The following is a 17,403-nucleotide window of genomic DNA, read 5'->3' as shown; positions in this document are numbered from 1 at the left end:
TTCAGGTGAACACGATCGAAACGAAGTTGTCGGCCATCTGCTCGAGCGCGTAGTCGATCTGCTGGTCCGGGTGTGGCGGGCGGCGCGCGAACAGCCGCAGCTGCGCGACGCGCGCGAGGGGCGGCCACACCGTTCGCCCGGTCGTGTCGAGGGCGGTCTGATGGGTGAAATTCACACCGTCCCAGGCCGGGTACTGCGTCGCGGTGTAGTAAGCGGCGTGCGGCGTCAGGTGCTCGACCGCGATCAGGCTCGTGGTCGGCAGCCCGCCGACGCCGGCCGCGAATAGCACGCGGTCGCCGGGCAGGGCCTCGCGGCCGACGTTGCCCGCGGGCGTCGCAGCGCCGACGGTTAGGTTGCGCACGGGCTCGGCAGCGCGGTGGATCGCCGCCGTGGGCGCGGTCAGGCGTACCGTCACCGCCGCGGCGGGGTCGGCCACCGGGTCGAAGCCCGCGCTGACGACGATCTCCGCCTCGGGCTGCAGGGGATCGCCGACGCGCAGCAAGTCGCCGCCGAGCGGGTTGAGTCCCGCATTCGGGGCCAGCACCAGAGAAGTCACGCCGCGCGGCGCGAGCGCGCGCAGCTGGCGCGGTGCGCCGACGGGTGTCAGCGTGCAGCGGTGGATCGCGGCGCCGACCGGATGCGCGAAGCGCAAGCCCGGTGCGACGGCGCAGAAGTCGCCGGCAAGCGGAGGCGAAGTCTGCGTCTGCGGATAGGCCCACCAGATTCCGACGATGCCTATCTCGGCTGCGGTCGCGGGCACGAGGCTGGTCGGACTGTTGCGCCGGCGCATCAGGATGCGCAGCGTGAGCGGAGCCGCGCGATGCAGCGCCTGCGTCGGCAGCACCAGCGGCACGCCGGCCACGCGCGTACCGGCCGGACGCAGCACGTTCGGCCCTTCGGCAATCGGCACCGTCGCCGGCGCCGGGGGCGGCGCAGCGACCTTCGTGAACTGCTCGGCTTCGGCCGGCGCCGTGCGCTCGAGCAGCACCCCACGGCCCGCGCGGAACTGCAGCGGCGGAACGGCGTCCGGCGGCAGCACATCGAGGCTCGCCGCGCCGGCGTTCGCCGCCGTGTTGAGCGCGCGCCGCGCGGCCTCGATCGCCGGCGTCAGATCGCGGGGCAGGTAGTTCGCCGCCTCGACGCTTGCGGTCAGCGCGCCCGGTGTGATCAGTGCGGAGGCGACGTCGCGGGGCCGCGCGACGAGTCCGCAGTAGCCGCCGTCGGCGATCCGTGCCGTGGCTTGCCGCAGGTTTGTCGTCAGCCGGATGCGATTCACCGGCGGTGCCAGCGTCAGCTCGTCGATGACGCGCGTGCGCAGCACCGCCCAGGCCGCCAGGTCGGACGGCAGCGGATCGTCGTCGGCGATCGTGTAGCGGATCGCATCGAGCACGATGTCGCGGCGCGCCATCAGCTTTCGCCCCCCACGATCAGCGCCTCGTCGCTGCGTACCGACTCGACGAGCGGCGCGGCGAGCGGGTCCGCGCCGCTGTCGATATGCGCCAGCGTTACCTCGTACGAAACCGCGAGCTGGTAGGAGCCTTCGAGCGCCTCCCACACCCGCGTGATCTCCTCGATGTTGAGTGCCTCGAGGTGGATGTGGATCTCGGCGTCGGTGCCGGCGAGTTCCGCGCGCAGGAAGGCGCCGGCGATCACCGGATGGGTATGGAAGAGCTGCAGCGCGCGGCCGAGGATGCGCTGCTCGGTGTCGGGAATGCCGGGGGCGAGCGGCGTCAGCAGGTAATGCAGGCGCACCGGCAGCGGCGGCGGCACGAGCTGGGTGACGCCGTTCGGCAGCGTGCGCACCTGCGGCGGTTCGTTCAGCCGGAACTCGTCGCGGGCGATGCGGTAGAGCCACACCGACAGCCCCTGGCGGCCCGCGGCGACCATTTCCTGCGGCGTTTCGAGCGAAACCGTCGTTGTTCCGGTGAAGAAGGCCGCCAGCCCGCTCGGTCCGACGTCGGTCGTCATCGCTTCCAACAACAGTTGGCGCAGCGTTTCGCTGGTGGCGGCAAGGCTCGTGTACATAGGATCCCGGATCAACAGGGGCTCGCGCGGAGAGCAAGCTGTCGAACGGGTCTATTGCATCGCGCGTGCCACGCTGCGACTACGGAAAGGCTGAACTCAGCGGTGACCCGGCGCGGCGCCGGGGCAAATTTGTCCGCCCTGCAAAGGGCGCAGAGGGCGGGCCATCAGGAGCCACGGGCGGGCGAGGCAGGCCAAAAGCGATCCGTTCCTGACATGCGCTTGTCCGGGCGAGGTGCAGGGCGGGCAGGGGGGGGCAGCAGGCGGCGAGCCCGTACGGCCTTTTGTGCGCGTCTCGGCGTGCACACGCCGCCGCGGCTCGCGCCTGCCCTTGATAGGGTGCTAGCTGAGAAGATCCGGCACCGTACGTCTTCTGTCGTCGGCGAAGGCGGCGAGGGCCCGCACGAACTCGGCTTGCGCCTCGGCGGAGACCGGCGCGCCGCACTCGTAACAGGTGCCACTGATCCGATCGACCCAGCGGCAGCCGCATTCGTCGCAGGCCAGTTCGGGCGCGCCTTTTGGATTGTTGAAGATCATCGGCACGCCCCCATGAACGCGAAGCCCAGGGCTTCGAGCAACTCGTCGTAGCCTTTCGCCTCGAGGTCGCAGCGCCGGCGCAGCATGTAGCAGACGACGGCGCCGCTGCGTATGCCGCAGCGAAGGGCTTCGAAAAGCTGCCCCTGCACGGCAGCGACGATTTCGGCCAATGCCTCGTTGTCGGCCGAGAGCAGAAGGTCGACGCCGGAGGTCGCAAATCCGGGGAAGGGCGCGTCCTGAACGTCGATTCCCTCGTCGCCGGCGTGCCACACCAGCATTCTCGCCGGCGAGGTGCGCGCGATGAGGCCGATGCGGGAACCGGCGTCGAGCGTCTGAAAGAGCTCGGGCCGGTTCGCCGCCGCTGCCCGCCATGCCAGCGGATCGGGAAGCACGGCGACGTTCATATCCGCACGCCCAGGCGAAACCCTTCCTGGATCGCCTGCTCGAGTCCCCGCGGGACGACCGCATCCCCGATGCCGTGCAACTCGTCGATCATCCACTCGAACTCGTGGAGCAGTTCGTGCAACGGCTTGCGCGGAGAGGCCAGCAGCACCGTATCGGCGGCGACGAAAGAGCGATCGCCCTTGTCGTTCACGATGGTCACGCCTTCTTCGGTGATCCGGGTGACACGGCTGCTCGTGCGGCACGGAATGTCCAGCTCCTCGACCCACGAGGCGTGACGCCACTTGAACGAGGGCTTGATGTCCCCGGCGATGCGTTTTTCCTGTTCGACGATCGTCACCTCGGCGCCGTTCTTGCGCAGAAACTCTCCGACCGTCAGTCCGATCTTGCCGCCACCGATGACCACGACCCGCTCGCCGGCTTGAATCCGCCCGTGCGCGACGTCGAGCGCATCGACGAGCCGCTCGTGGCCTTCGACGTGCGCGAACGCTTCGCGATCGATGGGGGCGCCTGCCGCGACCACGCAGACGTCGTATTGATGCAGGACGCTGCGCATGAACTTGGCGTGCACCTCGGTGTTGAGCCGGAGCTCGATGCCCAGCTTCCTGGCCACGGCCTCGTAGTGGCGGATGATCGAGTGCAGGTCGTCGGGGCGGGCGAGATCGTTGTTCGCGTAGGCGTAGAGGTTGCCCCCGATGCGATCGGCCTTCTCGAAGACGGTGACTTCATGCCCGCGCTTGGCCGCGGTGATCGCGCATTCCATGCCGGCCGGGCCGGAGCCGATCACCATGATCTTCTTCTTCACGGTGGCGGGCGTGACGTGGTACTCCGGCTCGACTTCGTGCCCGAGCGCGGGGTTCATCGTGCAGGTGTAGGGCAGGTCGCGGAACAGGCGCGACAGGCAGTTCAGCGAGCCGACGCAGCGGCGCACTTCGTCGAGCCGATCCTCGGCCGCCTTGTGGATCATCTCGGGGTCGGCGAGCAGCGGCCTGCAGACCTCCCAGTAGTCGAAGATGCCGTCCCGGATGCAGTCATTGGCCATGCGCGGGTCGGGCAGGCGATTGCCGAACGTGACCAGGGTGTTCGGGAACATCTTCTTCGCGCGCTCGGAGAGGTAGTTCCAGTACCCGGGCGGTATATCCCGCCCGATCGACGATTCCGGCGCTTCCTGCCAGCCGACAGTGACGCTGATCATGTCGACGCCGCACTCGACCGCCTGCTGCATGAGCTCGAAGCACTCGTCCTCGGTGTTGCCGCCCCACTTGTCCATCAGCTCGGCGCCGTTCAGGCGCACGATCAGCGGATTGTCCGGGGTCGCCTGCTTGATCCCGTCGATGAGCTCGCGCATGAAGCGGCCGCGGTTCTCGATCGAACCGCCGTATTCGTCGGTGCGCTGGTTCGTGAAGCGCGAGTTGAAGTTGGCCAGCAGGTAGCCCATGAAACTCGTCACTTCCGTGCCGTCGAAGCCCGCGCGAATGCAGCGTTTGGCCGCGTCCGCATGCTGGCGCACGCAGTCGCGGATTTCCTCGCGGGTCATGATCTTGGGCGGGCGAAAGTGCGGCAGCGTCTGCGGCACGTCGGAGGGCTGGACGCAGTAGCCCAGATCGATGCCGCCATAGCGCCCGGCATGCAGGATCTGCTGGATCGCCATCGCCCCCTGTTCCTTGATCATCGCGGCGATCTTCTCGAACTGCGGCAGGAACTTGTCGTCGTAGATCGCGACCTGCCGGAAATACGCCTTGCCCTCGCCCAACGGATCCGGATATGCGCCCTGGTTCGTGATGATGCCGCAGCCGGTATTCGCGATGACCTTGACTCGTGCGAGCTCGCGCTCGGTGATGGCGCCGTCGCGCGTGTTGTAATTCGAAACGCAGCACGCGCCGTATTTGATGCGGTTCTTGATCTTGAAGCGACCGAATTGTCCGGGCTGGAAAAGGTAGGGGAGTTTCTGTTCACCGGGTTTCATGCAACGCCTCCTAAAAGTCGGGTGTCAAAATGACGCGTTTCTTGAGTTCGCCGTGGTGGGCCTGCTCGAAGACGTGGGCGATTTCGCTCATCGGGCGCGTCTCGACAAAGGGCGCGAGCGCGATGCGTCCGTCCAGGCACATCTCGAGTACTTCGCCATATCTCTCGGGGGGGCAGCCCCACGTCCCGATGATTTCGGCATCCAGCGCCATGAGCCGGGAGAGCATGTAGGTGGTCTGATCGGTGCCGTAACCCACTACGATCAGGCTGCCGGTGAAGCCGAGCAGCGCCAGCGCGAGTTCCTGTCCCGCTTTGGTCCCGGTGACTTCGAAGATCTTCCAGCCGTGGTTCGCGACGAGCCCGTGGTCCTTGCAATACGTCTTGAGCAATCCCTTCACGTCGCTGTGCGCGAGGCCGCGCGGATTGATCGTGAAGTCTGCGCCGTAGTCCCGCATCACCTGCAGCTTTTCGTCGTTGATGTCGATACCGACGACGGCTGCGCAGCCCATGCCCTTGGCCACCTGCGTCATGAAAGAGCCGACTCCGCCCGCCGCCCCGATCACGATCGCCCGGTCGCCGGGTTGCAGACGCGCGCGTAGTGCGGCCTGGTATGGCGTCGTCACCGCATCGGCGACCACCGAAAGGTGTTCCAGAGGGATTGGGCCGCGGTGTTCGACAACGCAGAGAAACCTGGCGGGGACCACGATATGGCTCGAGAACCCGCCATAGATCCCCATGGAGTAGCCCGGCATCTGCTGGGACAGGCAGCGGTTGCCGCGACCGCTCGAGCAAACCTCGCATTCGCCACAGGGCATCACCGCCGGAACGATCACTTCCCGGCCGATCAGTCCCGGATCGCCCCCGACCACCACGCCGCTGATTTCGTGGCCGAGCGACAGGGGAGGTTCGTGAATCGTGGGCACGCCCATGTAGAAATACGAAAGATCGGTATGGCACACGCCGCAGCCCGAGATCTTTACCACCGCGTCGCCTGGACGGATCTCGGGCATCGGAACTTGCGTGCGCATTAATTCGCCGGGTTTGGTCATCTGCCAGGCGTCGATTTGGTTCGGCAACATCGTCTCATCCTTCATAAATAGCGATCTCGGCTCCAGGTTGCTCGGCGGTCTGCAGCACGATTGCGCGGCATTTTTTTTTCGATCTTCGTCGTGTATCCCGGACGGATCGATTTCCATACGGAGGCCCGCGCAAATCTTCCTGTCGGGTGAGTCCGGCGGCTTCGTTGCGCCCAGGGAAGTTCGGATCACAATCGCCCCTGAACTAAGTCTCAAAAAACGGCTTCCGAAAAAACCGGCCATGAGCCATCAATAAACAGTAAACGACTGATTACATTACGTTCTCGCTTTTTATTGATTGGCGTCAAAACATCAGCGTGTCCATCATTGCATCCTGACGAAAATTACAAAACCGGCGCTCGCTAATAGTCGGTATTACTGGAGGCAATAATGCGAGGCATCGAGCTCAAGGATCTCGACCTGAATCTGCTGGTGGTTTTTCTCCAGCTTTTGCGCGACGGGCGCGTCACGACGGCGGCCGAAGCACTGGAGCTCTCGCAGCCCGGGGTGAGCAGCGCACTGAACCGCCTGCGCCGCATACTCGGAGACGACTTGTTCTACCGGACCGGCAGTGGAATGCGTCCGACGCCCTACGCCGAGGAATTGGCGGCACCGATTGCCGAGGCGCTGGCACTCATTGCGAGCACCGTGAACCAGCGGTCCACCTTCGATCCCCTCACCAGTTCCCGCAGTTTCGTGATCGCGATGACCGACGTCGGGGAAATCTTCTTTCTACCGTCGCTGATGCGCACCCTCAGCAAATTCGCGCCGAACGTGAGGATCAGCACGGTGCGGAACAGCAGGGTGAATCTCAAGGAAGAAATGGAGGATGGCAAGGTCGACCTTGCGATCGGCCTGCTGCCCGATCTCAAGTCGGATTTCTACCAGCGCCGACTCTTTCAGCAGGGCTATTCCTGCGTGTTTCGCGGTGGCCATCCGCTCGACGGCGCTCCCGTCGGCGTAGAGGATTTTGTCGCCGCCGAGCACGTCGTGGTTGTTTCCGCAGGCACCGGTCACGGCAAGACCGATGAAACGATCGAGCGCGCCGTGCAGCGAAATGTGCGAATGCGCATACCGCACTTCGTGGCGCTCCCCTACATACTTTCCGAGACGAACCTGATAGCCAGCCTGCCGGAAAAAATCGCGACGCGGCTCGCCTCGTCATTCTCGCTTCGTTCCGTGCCCCATCCGCTCGATTTGCCCCAGATTCAAATCAACCTCTTCTGGCACGCGAAGTTCCACCACGAAGCCGGCAATCAATGGTTACGCACTCTGATCTTCGAAACCTTCAGTGAATAAGCCCTGGTGGCATCAGGCCTAATATTGGCCACGGTAATTTGAGGAATTGCCACGACGCGTTGAGCTGCTAGCCGAACTTCCGTACGTTGGATGCAGGTCGAGAACCGACCGATTCCCATCGCATTCGAAGGAGGCTCGTCGCTAATGATCACCGGATATACAAAGTGGCCGGAGGAAACCGCTCGCCGTTATCGAGAAAAGGGATACTGGGAAAATATCGGCGTCGCCGAGATGGTGAGCCGAACGGCGCTCAGATATCCCGAAAAGATCGCGGTCGTGGCTGGAGATCGACGCATCACTTATCGGGAATTGGTCGCGAACGTCGAGCGCCTGGCCTGTCGTCTGATCGAATCCGGTCTGCGGACTGGCGACCGCGTCGTCGTCCAATTACCGAACCTGCCGGAATTCATTTACGTCTATCTGGCCCTTACGCGCATCGGAGCCGTGCCGGTCATGGCTTTGCGCGCCCATCGCGAAACCGAAATCCGACACTTCATTAGCGCCTCCGAAGCCGTCGCCTACGTCATAGCGGATCAGGCAAACGGGTTCGACTACCGCCCGATGGCGGAAAACCTTCGCGCCCAATGCCCGAGCCTCGCGAAGGTGTTTGTCGTCGGCGAACCGGCTGCGGGGCAGCGGTCGATCAGCGCCATGCTCGAGGAGAAGATCGACGCGGCGCGAATTTCGAGCGCACTTCAGCGCGTCAAGGTCGAGCCGGGCAATTTGGCCACGCTGTTGCTCTCCGGCGGAACGACGTCCATCTCCAAGTTGATTCCGCGTACTCACAACGACTACGTGTTGAACGCGCGCTTGTGCGGCAGGGCGGCAGCATTCGACGAGAACACCGTGTTCATGGCGATTCTCCCGCTGGGTCACAACTACAACCTGGCTTCCCCGGGAATCCTCGGGGCTTTCTACTACGGCGGAAAGGTGGTGATCGCCCCTTCGGGGGATGCACACGACGTGTTTGCGTTGGTCGAACGCGAGCGGGTTTCCGTAATCGCCGCCGTCGTTCCGCTGATCACGAGTTGGGTGAGCTGCGATGGACTCGAAAAGTACGATCTGTCATCGCTCAAGATCGTGCAAAACGGAGGGGCCCGGCTCGCGCCCGAATTGCGCAAGCGCATCATCGAGCGGATGAAGTGTTTTCCGCAGGAGATATACGGCACCGCCGAAGGCCTCATCAATATGACGTGCATCGGCGATCCGGAGCACCTGATGCTCGAGAGTTCCGGCGCCCCGGTGTGCGACGACGATGAAATAAAGGTGCTGGATGAATTCGGAAACGAAGTGCCGGACGGCGAAGCGGGGGAACTGGCGGCGCGAGGCCCCTATACCATCCGCAGCTACTTCAATGCCCCGGAGGTGAATCGCACCGCTTTCACGGCGGACGGCTTCTATCTTCTCGGCGACATCGTCCGCAAGGAAGGGCGGTACGTGTTTGCGGAGGGCCGCAAGAAGGACTTCATCAACCGCGGGGGAGAGAAGATCTGTTGTGAAGAGATCGAGAATCTCATCCTGCAGCATCCGAAAGTGATGCAGACCTCGCTCGTGGCGATGCCCGACGAGATCTTCGGAGAAAAGGCCTGCGCCTTTGTGCGTCCGCAACCAGGCGAGACGCTCGGTTTCGACGAACTCATCCAGTTCATGCGTACGAGAAAGATCGCGAGTTTCAAACTGCCCGAACGACTCGAGTTGCTCGGTGCCTTTCCGGTCAGTCCGGTGGGCAAGATATTGAAACGAGATCTCCGGGAAATGATCGCGGCAAAGATCGCGGCGGAGAAGGAAGCCGTGGCCGTTTGAAGCGTCCGGCTCAAGCCGGGATTAAGAGAACGCCCGCCAGAGGCGCGAAATACGCTTAAACACCAAGGGTGGCACGCATCGCCGAGCCGCGCGTTTCGGAAAGAACCCGAAGCTCATTGGCTCGGGCCGTCTTCGGATCTCTGCAAAGCAGGCGGGTGAGGAGCCCGCATCGAAGCGGCCCGCTTCGCGTGACGTCAGAATCGATGAGCATTGTTCGATCAAGGAGACACAATGCGCCAGGTCAACGTTCAAACGGTAGCCGATGAAGTCGAGTTCAACCGCTTTCACGGTCTGATACTTTTTTGGTGCGCGCTGATCATCGTATTCGACGGCTACGACCTCGCGGTCGCGGGCGTCGCGATGCCGGCAATCATGAGTGACATGGGCGTCAATGCGACGCAGGCCGGATTGATGGCGAGCTCGGCCTTGTTCGGCATGATGTTCGGCGCAGTCACGCTAGGAACGTTCGCCGATCGCCAGGGCCGCCGATTGGCCATCGCGATCAGCATCGCGTTGTTCAGCATCTTCACGGCTGCGGCCGGCCTGGCGACCGATCCGCTGACGTTCAGTGTCCTGCGCTTTTTCGCCGGGCTGGGAATAGGGGGCGTAATGCCCAACGTCGTCGCCGAAATGACCGAGTACGCGCCCCGCCGCCTGCGTTCGACGCTGGTGACGCTGATGTTCAGCGGCTATGCGGTTGGCGGGATTCTCGCGGCACTTCTGGGCAAAACGATAATGCAAAGTTTCGGGTGGCAATCCGTTTTCTTCGCTGCGATCGCTCCGTTGTTGCTCGTTCCGTTCATCTTCGGATCGCTTCCCGAATCGATGCTCTACTTGCTGAAAAAGGGCAGGCATGACGAGTTGAGGTCGATCGTCGAGCGAATCGATCCCGCATACAAGCGAGCTTCCGGCTATTCCTTTGTGCTGCCGGCGGGCGCCCGATCCGGGGAGGCCTCGATTCGGCGCTTGTTCGCGGAAGGCCGCGCTCTGAGCACGCTCATGTTCTGGGTGGCGTTCTTCATGTGTTTGTTCATGGTGTATGCGCTCAGCACCTGGCTGACCAAACTCATGTCGAACGCGGGCTACAGCCTCGGGTCCGCGCTGACCTTCTTTCTCGTGCTCAACGTCGGGGCGATGATCGGAGCGGTCGGGGGCGGTTGGCTCGCCGACCGCTTCAGGATCAAACACGTATTGATATCCATGTACGTGCTTGCGGCCGTTTCCATTACCCTGCTTGGACAGCCCCTGCCGACGTGGGCATTGTTCGTCACAGTCGGCCTTGCGGGCGCGTCGACGATCGGGACGCAGATCGTCATCAACGCGTACGCGGGGCAGTTTTACCCGTCGGAGATTCGTGCGACAGGACTCGGCTGGGGACTCGCGGTTGGACGTGGAGGGGCCATTCTGGCGCCGATTGTCATCGGCATTCTCGTAAGCATGACGCTGTCGCTCGAGCTCAACTTCGTGGCCATTGCGGTTCCCGCGGTCATTGCGGCGATCGCGATCTCCATGATCGATCACGGATGTTCTGCCCACGCAAAATCGCAGGAGGCCAAGGTGGCATTAGGCAGCGAGCCGGAAATCGAGCGGTCGCCCGCGTAAGGATTTCCGCTTCGCCCTCGCGATATTCGGAGACTCGAACCCGCTTCGGCGGGTTCTTTCCGTACACGCGGGGAGGGGCAAGGGGCGTCCCAAGCTCGCGCCGGCCCGGGAAGATGAAGATGACCCGCGCCTCGTCACAGCGGTATCCGCCGCTGGGTCCGCGCGAGAGTGCCCGGCGCTCGCCGTGTGCCTGCTTGCCGCTACCGCGCGCTCAGCGCGACCGGCTCCTGTCCTCGCTTGGCCTGCGTCGCGAAGAGATGCTCGAAGCTGTCTGCGTCGAGCGGGCGGTGGAAGAGAAAGCCCTGTCCGAGTTCGCAATGCCGCTCCTTCAGAAACGACAGCTGCGCTTCGGTTTCGATGCCTTCCGCGAGGACGGTCATGCCCAGCGCGTGCGCCATCTGAATGATCGCGGTGACGATGGATCGCTTGCGCGGCTCGCTCTCGATGCCCTGCACGAAGCTCTGGTCGACCTTGAGTTCATGGACGGGCAAACGGCTGAGATAGGCGAGGGACGAATAGCCGGTGCCGAAGTCATCGATGCTCGCGACGATGCCTCTCTCGGCCAGTCGGGAAAGGAGTTCCGTTCCGCCGTCGAGATCTTCCATCAGCGTCCCCTCGGTCAGCTCGAGGCAGATCGCCTTCTGCGGGACGCCGTGGAGCTCGAGAAGCTCGCAGATGTGCTCGACGAAGCGGGATTCGTGAAACTGCTCGGCGGCGATGTTGATCGAGATCCGCGGCGGCTCGTAACCCTGCTCGCGCCACACCGCCACCTGGCCCACGACCTTGTTCAGCACCCATTCGTTGATCGGGGTGATCAGTCCGGCGCGGACCGCGGCGGGAATGAAACGTCCTGCCGGAACCTCTCCGAGCACGTCGTCCTTCCAGCGCAACAGGGCCTCGGCGCCGACGAGCTTGCCGCTCTCGAGCTCGCTTTGCGGCTGATAGACGATCTCGAAGCGGTCGTTGTCGATCGCCGCTCTCAGGCTGGTCGCGAGCGTTACACGTTCTTGTACCGCCACCTGCATCTGCGACGAGAAAAACTGGAAGCCGTTGCGCCCGCGGCGCTCGGCCTCGTTCAGCGCGGTGCCGGCATGCCGCAGCAATTCACCCGCTTCGGAACCGTCGTCGGGCGCAACGCTGATTCCCATGCACGCTCCGCCGAGCACCTCGTGGGTGCGCAGGCAGAACGAGACCGAGAGATAGTCGAGAACTTCGGCCGCGACGCGTCGAAGCCCGTCGTTGTCCACCCCTCTGAGGATGGCCGCGAACTGATCCGCTCCGACCCGTGCCAGCGTGTGAGCGTCGCAGAGGCTGCGCCGCAGCCGCTCGGCAGCCTGGCGCAGGAGCAGGTCGCCGATCTCGTGTCCGAGCGAGTCGTTGACGCCCTTGAAGTCGTCCAGGTCGATCAGCAGCACCGCGACCCGTTCGCCGGTTTTGCGCGCTTCGGCCAGGCAGCCGGACAGCCGCGAGGTCAGCAGCTCCCGGTTCGGCAAGCCGGTGAGGCTGTCGTGAGTGGTCGCGTATTCCGCCCGCTCGCGCGCAGTGGCCAAGGCGGCGCTTTCGCCGAAGATCGCGACGTAGTTCTGGGTCCGGCCCGCAGCGTCCTTCACGCTGTAGATCGTCAGCCATTCGGGAAAGATCTCTCCGCTCTTGCGTCGATTCTGGATTTCTCCCTGCCACTGCCCCTGTTCGATCAGTCCGCGCCACATGCGGTCGTAGAACTCCTTCGAATGCAGGCCGGACTTGAGCAAGTTGGGGCGCTTCCCGACGGCCTCGTCGCGCGAGTGGCCGGTGACGCGGGTAAAGGTGTCGTTCACCGTGAGGATGACGCCCTCGGCGTCGGTGACCATGACTCCGTCGTCGGCGCGGCGAAGCGCTTCGGCCGGGGAGGCGGCGGGTGCAATGTCCGCCGCGCGATCGAGCTCGGTGGCCTGCAGGCACAAGGCCACGACCTGGCCCTGATCGTCGAAAACCGGAAAGCGGCTGGTCGCGAGCCGCACGTGCCGCGGGCCGAGGTCGAGTTCCACGTTCGACGCGGTCGGTGCCGTTCGCTCCATTGCCTCGAGATCACGCGCGCGAATCTGCCGGGCGGCGTCCGGCTCGAACAGGTCGGCATCGGTACGTCCGACCACGTCCGCCGACCGCAGCCCGAACACCTCCTCGAAGCGTCGATTGACGAATTCGTAGCGACCGTCGAGATCCTTGAGCGCGACGAGCGTGACGGACTGGTCGATCATCGTTGCGAGCAGGGCGGTATAAGGCGCCGGGTTCCGCCTTCGGGCGGTGCCTGTCTTGCGGCTTCCTGTTTCCTGCGGCGGCAACCCGAACGAGACGACGAAGCCGAGCAGCCCGCCGCGTTGAAACACGGGCTCGACGCGATTTTCGACCACCCACGTCGGTAGCAGGGGATGCTCGTCGTCGCCCGAACGCGCCGCCCCGACAGGAATCCGCACGCCCGCCGTCAGCGTGACGCCGAGGGCCGCGGCCGCAGCCGAAGCCCGCTCGTTTGCCTTGACCAGACGACCATGAGCGTCGAAAACGACGACCCCCTCCGGGCTCGACAAGCGGGTCACGGCCGCGTCGAGCAACCGAAGCCGTTGCTCGGTTTCCATTTGCACCAGCTTCGCTTCGACGCCGTCGCTGATGGCGGAAATCAGCGCGAGACTCTGCGGGCTGTAATCGCGCCGCAGCCCGCTGAGGTCGAACACGCCGAGGACCGAGCGATCGATCGGATCGTGAATCACCGACGCCGAGCAGGTCCATTTCTGGACTTCCTCGCGGTAATGCTCCGACGCGTGAACCTGGACGGGTTGACCGGCGGCAAGTGCGGTGCCGATCGCGTTCGTCCCCATCGTCGCCTCGAGCCAGTTGTACCCGGGCACGAGGCAGGCCATCTCGATCGCATCGCGAAGCTGCGCGTCTCCCTCGACATCGAGAATCGTGCCCTGGGCGTCGGTGAGGATCATCACGGTGCCGGTATGGGCGAGAAAGCCGCGCGCCTGGACCAGGAATGGTGCGCTCGCGGCCAGCAGCCGCTCATTCTGGCGCCGCAATGTCTCGAGCTCGCCCCGCTCCAGAGGCGGGCGGGGATCTCCGAACGGGCTGACGTGTTTCGCAACGCAGCGTCGCCACGACTCGTTGATTGCGGGTCGGATGACGGGAAGCGGGCGCGACAGGTGGCCCGTCAGAAGCGCTTCCCACGCGGCTTTCACCCGCGCGTTGTTCTCGGGTCGGGACAACCAGCTCGCTTGGATCGCTCTCGACATGCGTCACTCCCATTTCTGCGCTGCCATCGACTTTGAGTCGCGGGGAAGGGCGGAAATTCAAGTGGAAACCCGTCGTCAAGCAGAGGAAGGGAGCTTGAAACGGCCGGCTTGGCGATCGAGTTTACGCCGAGGCGCCGCGGCCGTGCGTTCGAGAATCTTGCAGGTACTGGAAGCGCTCGCCCTAGGGAACCGCAATCCCCAGGGCGCCGATGATGCGTTGTCACGCCGCGAGTTGCGCCTCGTACTCCTTCATGTCGAAGTAGTCCCGCCAGGCGGCGATCTTGCCGTCGCGCATCTCGAACACGCCCATCACCGGCATGCTGATCTGCTTTCCGTCCTTGAGGACGAATTCGTCTAGGCGTTCGTTCAGGACCGTTCCTGCGGCATTTTCGGCGGAGTGCAGGATCTCGAATGTGACGGTGTCGGAGCGTTCGAAAGATCGGCCGATGAACTCCGCGATCGCCGTCCGGCCGGTCAGTTTCGGCATCGGGATGTTGTGATAGACCGCGTCTTCGGCGAAGAACGACATCGTGTGCGCGAGGTCGCGAGCGCTCCACGACTCGATGAATTGCTTGACGATCTCGGTGTTTGTCATTGCAGGGCCTGCGAAGGTGAAGAGGTGACGGGAGCAAGCGCACGGTTTGCACGGGAGTGCGAAGCGGCGCGAGGGCGGGAAAGATGCCGTCCGGCGTTCAGGCTCTCGCCGAGGCGCCGGGCGCTCCGGGCGCGGTCGCCTCGAGCGCCTGACGGAAACCCTGTACCCGCGTCGGCGCTTCGGCGGACACCTCCGGCGCTGCGTCCGGACGGGGTCGGCGGGCGATGCGCCAGATCGGGTCGGCGTACGCTTCCGGGGTCGCGAACATCCGCGCGATCTGTTCGCCGATGTCGATGTCGCTCACCCAGTGAGGGTCGGCGAAGTGCCGGGTGCTCGCGGAATCGACGACCGACGCGACGATGAGCTCGTGCACATGCACTTGGCGCGTCCGGAACTCGTGGGCGAGGCCGCGATAGAGCATCCTGAGTCCGGCTTGCGCGACCGAGAGCGCGATTCCGCCTTCCAGCACGAAATCGGCCGAGCCGCCGCCAATGCCGATGAAACTGCCGCCGGGTGCGAGCAGCGGGACCAGTGCCTTGGCGGCGGCGTAATGGGTAAGCATGTCCGTACCGAGCACCGCGGCGAGCGTGTCGGAGCCGTGCGAGAGCAGTGGCGCCGGCGAGCGCGGTGCGTTCACCGAGACGACGACGCCGTCGACGGGGGCATGGCCGGCGACGAGCGCCGCACGCAGCGCTTCCGCCTCCGCGTCGCTGCCGACCGAGCCGGCAAGCGTGCGGAGCCGCGGCGGGTGGCCAAGGGTTTCGGCGAGGCGGGCCAGCTTCTGCGGTTGCCGCCCGACGGCGACGACGCTGTGGCCGTGACGGAGGAGGACTTCGACGATACCGCGGCCGATTTCGCCGCTGCCGCCGATGACGACGATGTTCGCCATTTCAGCGCTCCGGCCGCTCGATCAGGCCGATGCTTCCGCCGCTTCGGCGCGCAGCTTGTCCTCGTCGATCGCCTGGACACGCTGCCATGCGGGGCGCGCGAGGCAGCGATCGAGCCAGGCCTTCGTCGCCGGGAAACGCGACATGTCGACGCGCGGCGCGACAAAGCTCACCGAGATCGCGGTGTTGAGGTCCCCGATCGAGAACGCCGAATGTGCGACGTATTTCCGGCCTCCCGCGAGATGGGTTTCGAGCGTCGCGAGCGTCGTTTCGGTGGCCTTGAGGCAGTTTGCGATCATTTCCTTGTTCGGCTCGTCGTTCGCAGCGGCGGCGCGGCGCATTTCGCGCACGATCATCGTCAGCGGGAATTCGAGTTCGGTCGAGGCCCAGCTCGACCATTGGTAGATGCGGGCGACGGCGCGCGGGTCGGACGGCCAGAGCGAGGTCTGGCGCTTCGACGCGAGGTAGTAGGTGATCGCGACCGACTCGCTCAGCACGAAGTCGTCGTCGACCAGCGTCGGCACCTTGCCGGCCGGGTTCAGCGCGAGATAGTCGGCGTTGCGCGTTTCGCCGGCATTCGGGTTGAGCGGGATATGGCGGTAGCGCAGCGCGAGTTCTTCGAGCGTCCACAGGCAGCGGGCGGTGCGGGTCTGGCGGTTGCCGTAAAGCGTCAGCATGTTCGTGTCTCCAGGTGGCCCGGCGTTCGCCGCGGGCCGATCGTTGTTCTGGTTGTTTGCCGTCTGCGGTCAGACGACCTTTTCCGCGCGCAGCACTTCGATTTCCGCCGCCGTGAAACCGGCGTCGAGCAGCAGCTCGCCGGTGTGCTGGCCGGCGGTCGGGGGGCCCGACTTGATCTGCGCGGGCGTCTTGCTGAACGTCACCGGCGAGCGGACATAGGGCACCGGCTTCGAAAGGCCGTCGACGGGGATGTTCTCCATGTAAACGTCGGTGATCCGGGGATCGCGCAGCACCTGTGCCGGGCTCAGCAACGGCCCGGCCGGGATCTTGCAGCGGGCGAGTTCCTCCAGGGCTTCGGCGGTCGTGCGCCGGCTCGCCCACTGCGTGGCGATCTCGCTCAATGCCTCGCCATTCTCGGCGCGGCTCTCGTCGCTCACGAAGCGCGGGTCCGCGAGGAGTTCTTCCTCGCGCCCGACCATGCGTGCCCAACGCTTGAACATCGGGTTGCCGAGCGCGACGGTGTACACCCAGCCGTCCTTCGTGCGAATCAGATCCGCGGGACCACCCGACTGCGCGCGGTTGCCGGTGCCGACGCGGCCGTACTGGTTGAACGCCTCGTCGATCAGGAAGTAGTTGGAGACCGTCATCGCGGTTTGCAGCAGGTTGGTTTCCACGCGCTGCCCTTCGCCGGTGAGATCGCGGTGGCGCAGCGCTGCCATCAGCCCGTAGGCGCCGAGAAAGCCCGTCGCCATGTCGACCCACGCGGCGGCGCTTTTCATGGGTTTGTCGGGATCCCCCGAGAGGTGCGTCGTGCCGCTCATGACCTGTGCGATCGCGTCGAAGCCGAGGCGGTCGGCGAACGGACCGGTTGTGCCGAAGGTCGTCAGGTGCAGGAAGATGATGTCCGGCTTCACCGCGGCGAGGCGCTCGTACTCCAGCCCGAGCGAGCGGACCGAAGCGGGCGGCAGGTTCGCGACGACGATGTCGGCGGTCTTCAAGAGCTTCTCGAACACTTCCTTGCCGCGCTCGGAGGCGAGATCGAGCGTGAGGCCGCGCTTGTTGCGGTTGGTTTGCGTGAACCCCACGCCGCCGTGGAAGCCTTCGGCGAACGGTAGCGGCGTGCGGTCCTCGCCGCCGCCCGGCGGCTCGATGCGGATCACGTCGGCGCCGAGGTCGGACAGCAGCGCGGTGCAGACGGGGCCCGCGACGTAGCGCGTCACGTCGAGGACGCGCACTCCCTGAAGCAGATTTGCCATGAGCTTCCTGTTCCT

The 17,403-nt window shown here is 64.8% G+C and carries 14 protein-coding genes; 3 read left to right on the top strand and 11 right to left on the bottom strand.

Features of this window, described 5'->3' with window-relative positions:
- Window position 1 precedes the first annotated feature (1 nt).
- From ROZ37_RS13200 to had, 6 genes are all read right to left on the bottom strand, one after another.
- Window positions 2–1,408, bottom strand: coding sequence for a hypothetical protein (locus ROZ37_RS13200; RefSeq protein ID WP_312659966.1), 1,407 nt, complete (start codon window positions 1,406–1,408; stop codon window positions 2–4).
- Window positions 1,408–2,040 carry a DUF4255 domain-containing protein gene (locus ROZ37_RS13195; protein ID WP_312659965.1) on the bottom strand — a complete coding sequence of 211 codons (633 nt, stop codon included), beginning with the start codon at window positions 2,038–2,040 and terminating at the stop codon, window positions 1,408–1,410. The genes ROZ37_RS13200 and ROZ37_RS13195 overlap by 1 nt, the downstream gene beginning before the upstream one ends.
- Window positions 2,041–2,364: 324 nt before the next feature.
- Window positions 2,365–2,559, bottom strand: a complete 195-nt coding sequence (locus tag ROZ37_RS13190) for a cysteine protease (protein WP_312659964.1) — start codon at window positions 2,557–2,559, stop codon at window positions 2,365–2,367.
- Window positions 2,556–2,963, bottom strand: coding sequence for a hypothetical protein (locus ROZ37_RS13185; protein WP_312659963.1), 408 nt, complete (start codon window positions 2,961–2,963; stop codon window positions 2,556–2,558). Before ROZ37_RS13185 ends, ROZ37_RS13190 begins: the two co-directional genes overlap by 4 nt.
- Window positions 2,960–4,927: an FAD-dependent oxidoreductase gene (locus ROZ37_RS13180; RefSeq protein WP_312659962.1), complete on the bottom strand. Its 1,968-nt coding sequence runs from the start codon at window positions 4,925–4,927 to the stop codon at window positions 2,960–2,962. The genes ROZ37_RS13185 and ROZ37_RS13180 overlap by 4 nt, the downstream gene beginning before the upstream one ends.
- Before the next feature lie 10 nt (window positions 4,928–4,937).
- On the bottom strand, window positions 4,938–6,020 hold the full coding sequence (gene had / locus ROZ37_RS13175; RefSeq protein WP_312659961.1) for a 6-hydroxycyclohex-1-ene-1-carbonyl-CoA dehydrogenase: 1,083 nt from the start codon (window positions 6,018–6,020) through the stop codon (window positions 4,938–4,940).
- 372 nt (window positions 6,021–6,392) lie between these two features.
- Between had and ROZ37_RS13170 the strand changes: the two genes are divergently transcribed.
- From ROZ37_RS13170 to ROZ37_RS13160, 3 genes are all read left to right on the top strand, one after another.
- Window positions 6,393–7,301 carry a LysR family transcriptional regulator gene (locus ROZ37_RS13170; protein WP_312659960.1) on the top strand — a complete coding sequence of 303 codons (909 nt, stop codon included), beginning with the start codon at window positions 6,393–6,395 and terminating at the stop codon, window positions 7,299–7,301.
- A 144-nt stretch (window positions 7,302–7,445) separates the two neighbouring features.
- A complete protein-coding gene (locus tag ROZ37_RS13165; RefSeq protein ID WP_312659959.1) occupies window positions 7,446–9,104 on the top strand; it encodes an AMP-binding protein in 1,659 nt (552 codons plus the stop codon).
- Window positions 9,105–9,335: 231 nt separating this feature from the next.
- Window positions 9,336–10,706, top strand: coding sequence for an MFS transporter (locus ROZ37_RS13160; RefSeq protein WP_312659958.1), 1,371 nt, complete (start codon window positions 9,336–9,338; stop codon window positions 10,704–10,706).
- Between the two features lie 200 nt (window positions 10,707–10,906).
- Here the strand turns inward: ROZ37_RS13160 and ROZ37_RS13155 are convergent, their stop codons facing one another.
- From ROZ37_RS13155 to ROZ37_RS13135, 5 genes are all read right to left on the bottom strand, one after another.
- Window positions 10,907–13,972, bottom strand: coding sequence for an EAL domain-containing protein (locus ROZ37_RS13155; protein ID WP_312659956.1), 3,066 nt, complete (start codon window positions 13,970–13,972; stop codon window positions 10,907–10,909).
- A 220-nt stretch (window positions 13,973–14,192) separates the two neighbouring features.
- A complete protein-coding gene (locus tag ROZ37_RS13150) occupies window positions 14,193–14,567 on the bottom strand; it encodes a limonene-1,2-epoxide hydrolase family protein (protein ID WP_312659954.1) in 375 nt (124 codons plus the stop codon).
- 97 nt (window positions 14,568–14,664) lie between these two features.
- Complete coding sequence (locus ROZ37_RS13145; protein WP_312659953.1) at window positions 14,665–15,456, bottom strand: SDR family oxidoreductase; 792 nt, start codon at window positions 15,454–15,456, stop codon at window positions 14,665–14,667.
- A gap of 21 nt (window positions 15,457–15,477) precedes the next feature.
- Window positions 15,478–16,131: a glutathione S-transferase family protein gene (locus tag ROZ37_RS13140; RefSeq protein WP_312659952.1), complete on the bottom strand. Its 654-nt coding sequence runs from the start codon at window positions 16,129–16,131 to the stop codon at window positions 15,478–15,480.
- Window positions 16,132–16,200: 69 nt separating this feature from the next.
- Window positions 16,201–17,388 (bottom strand): CoA transferase, encoded by a 1,188-nt coding sequence (locus ROZ37_RS13135; RefSeq protein ID WP_312659951.1) that lies wholly within the window; start codon window positions 17,386–17,388, stop codon window positions 16,201–16,203.
- Between the last annotated feature and the right edge of the window lie 15 nt (window positions 17,389–17,403).

The sequence above is a fragment of the Aromatoleum sp. genome, assembly GCF_032027225.1.
Lineage (GTDB): Bacteria > Pseudomonadota > Gammaproteobacteria > Burkholderiales > Rhodocyclaceae > Aromatoleum.
Note: the sequence above shows the minus strand (reverse complement) of the source record. Positions and strands in the feature narration are given on the sequence as shown.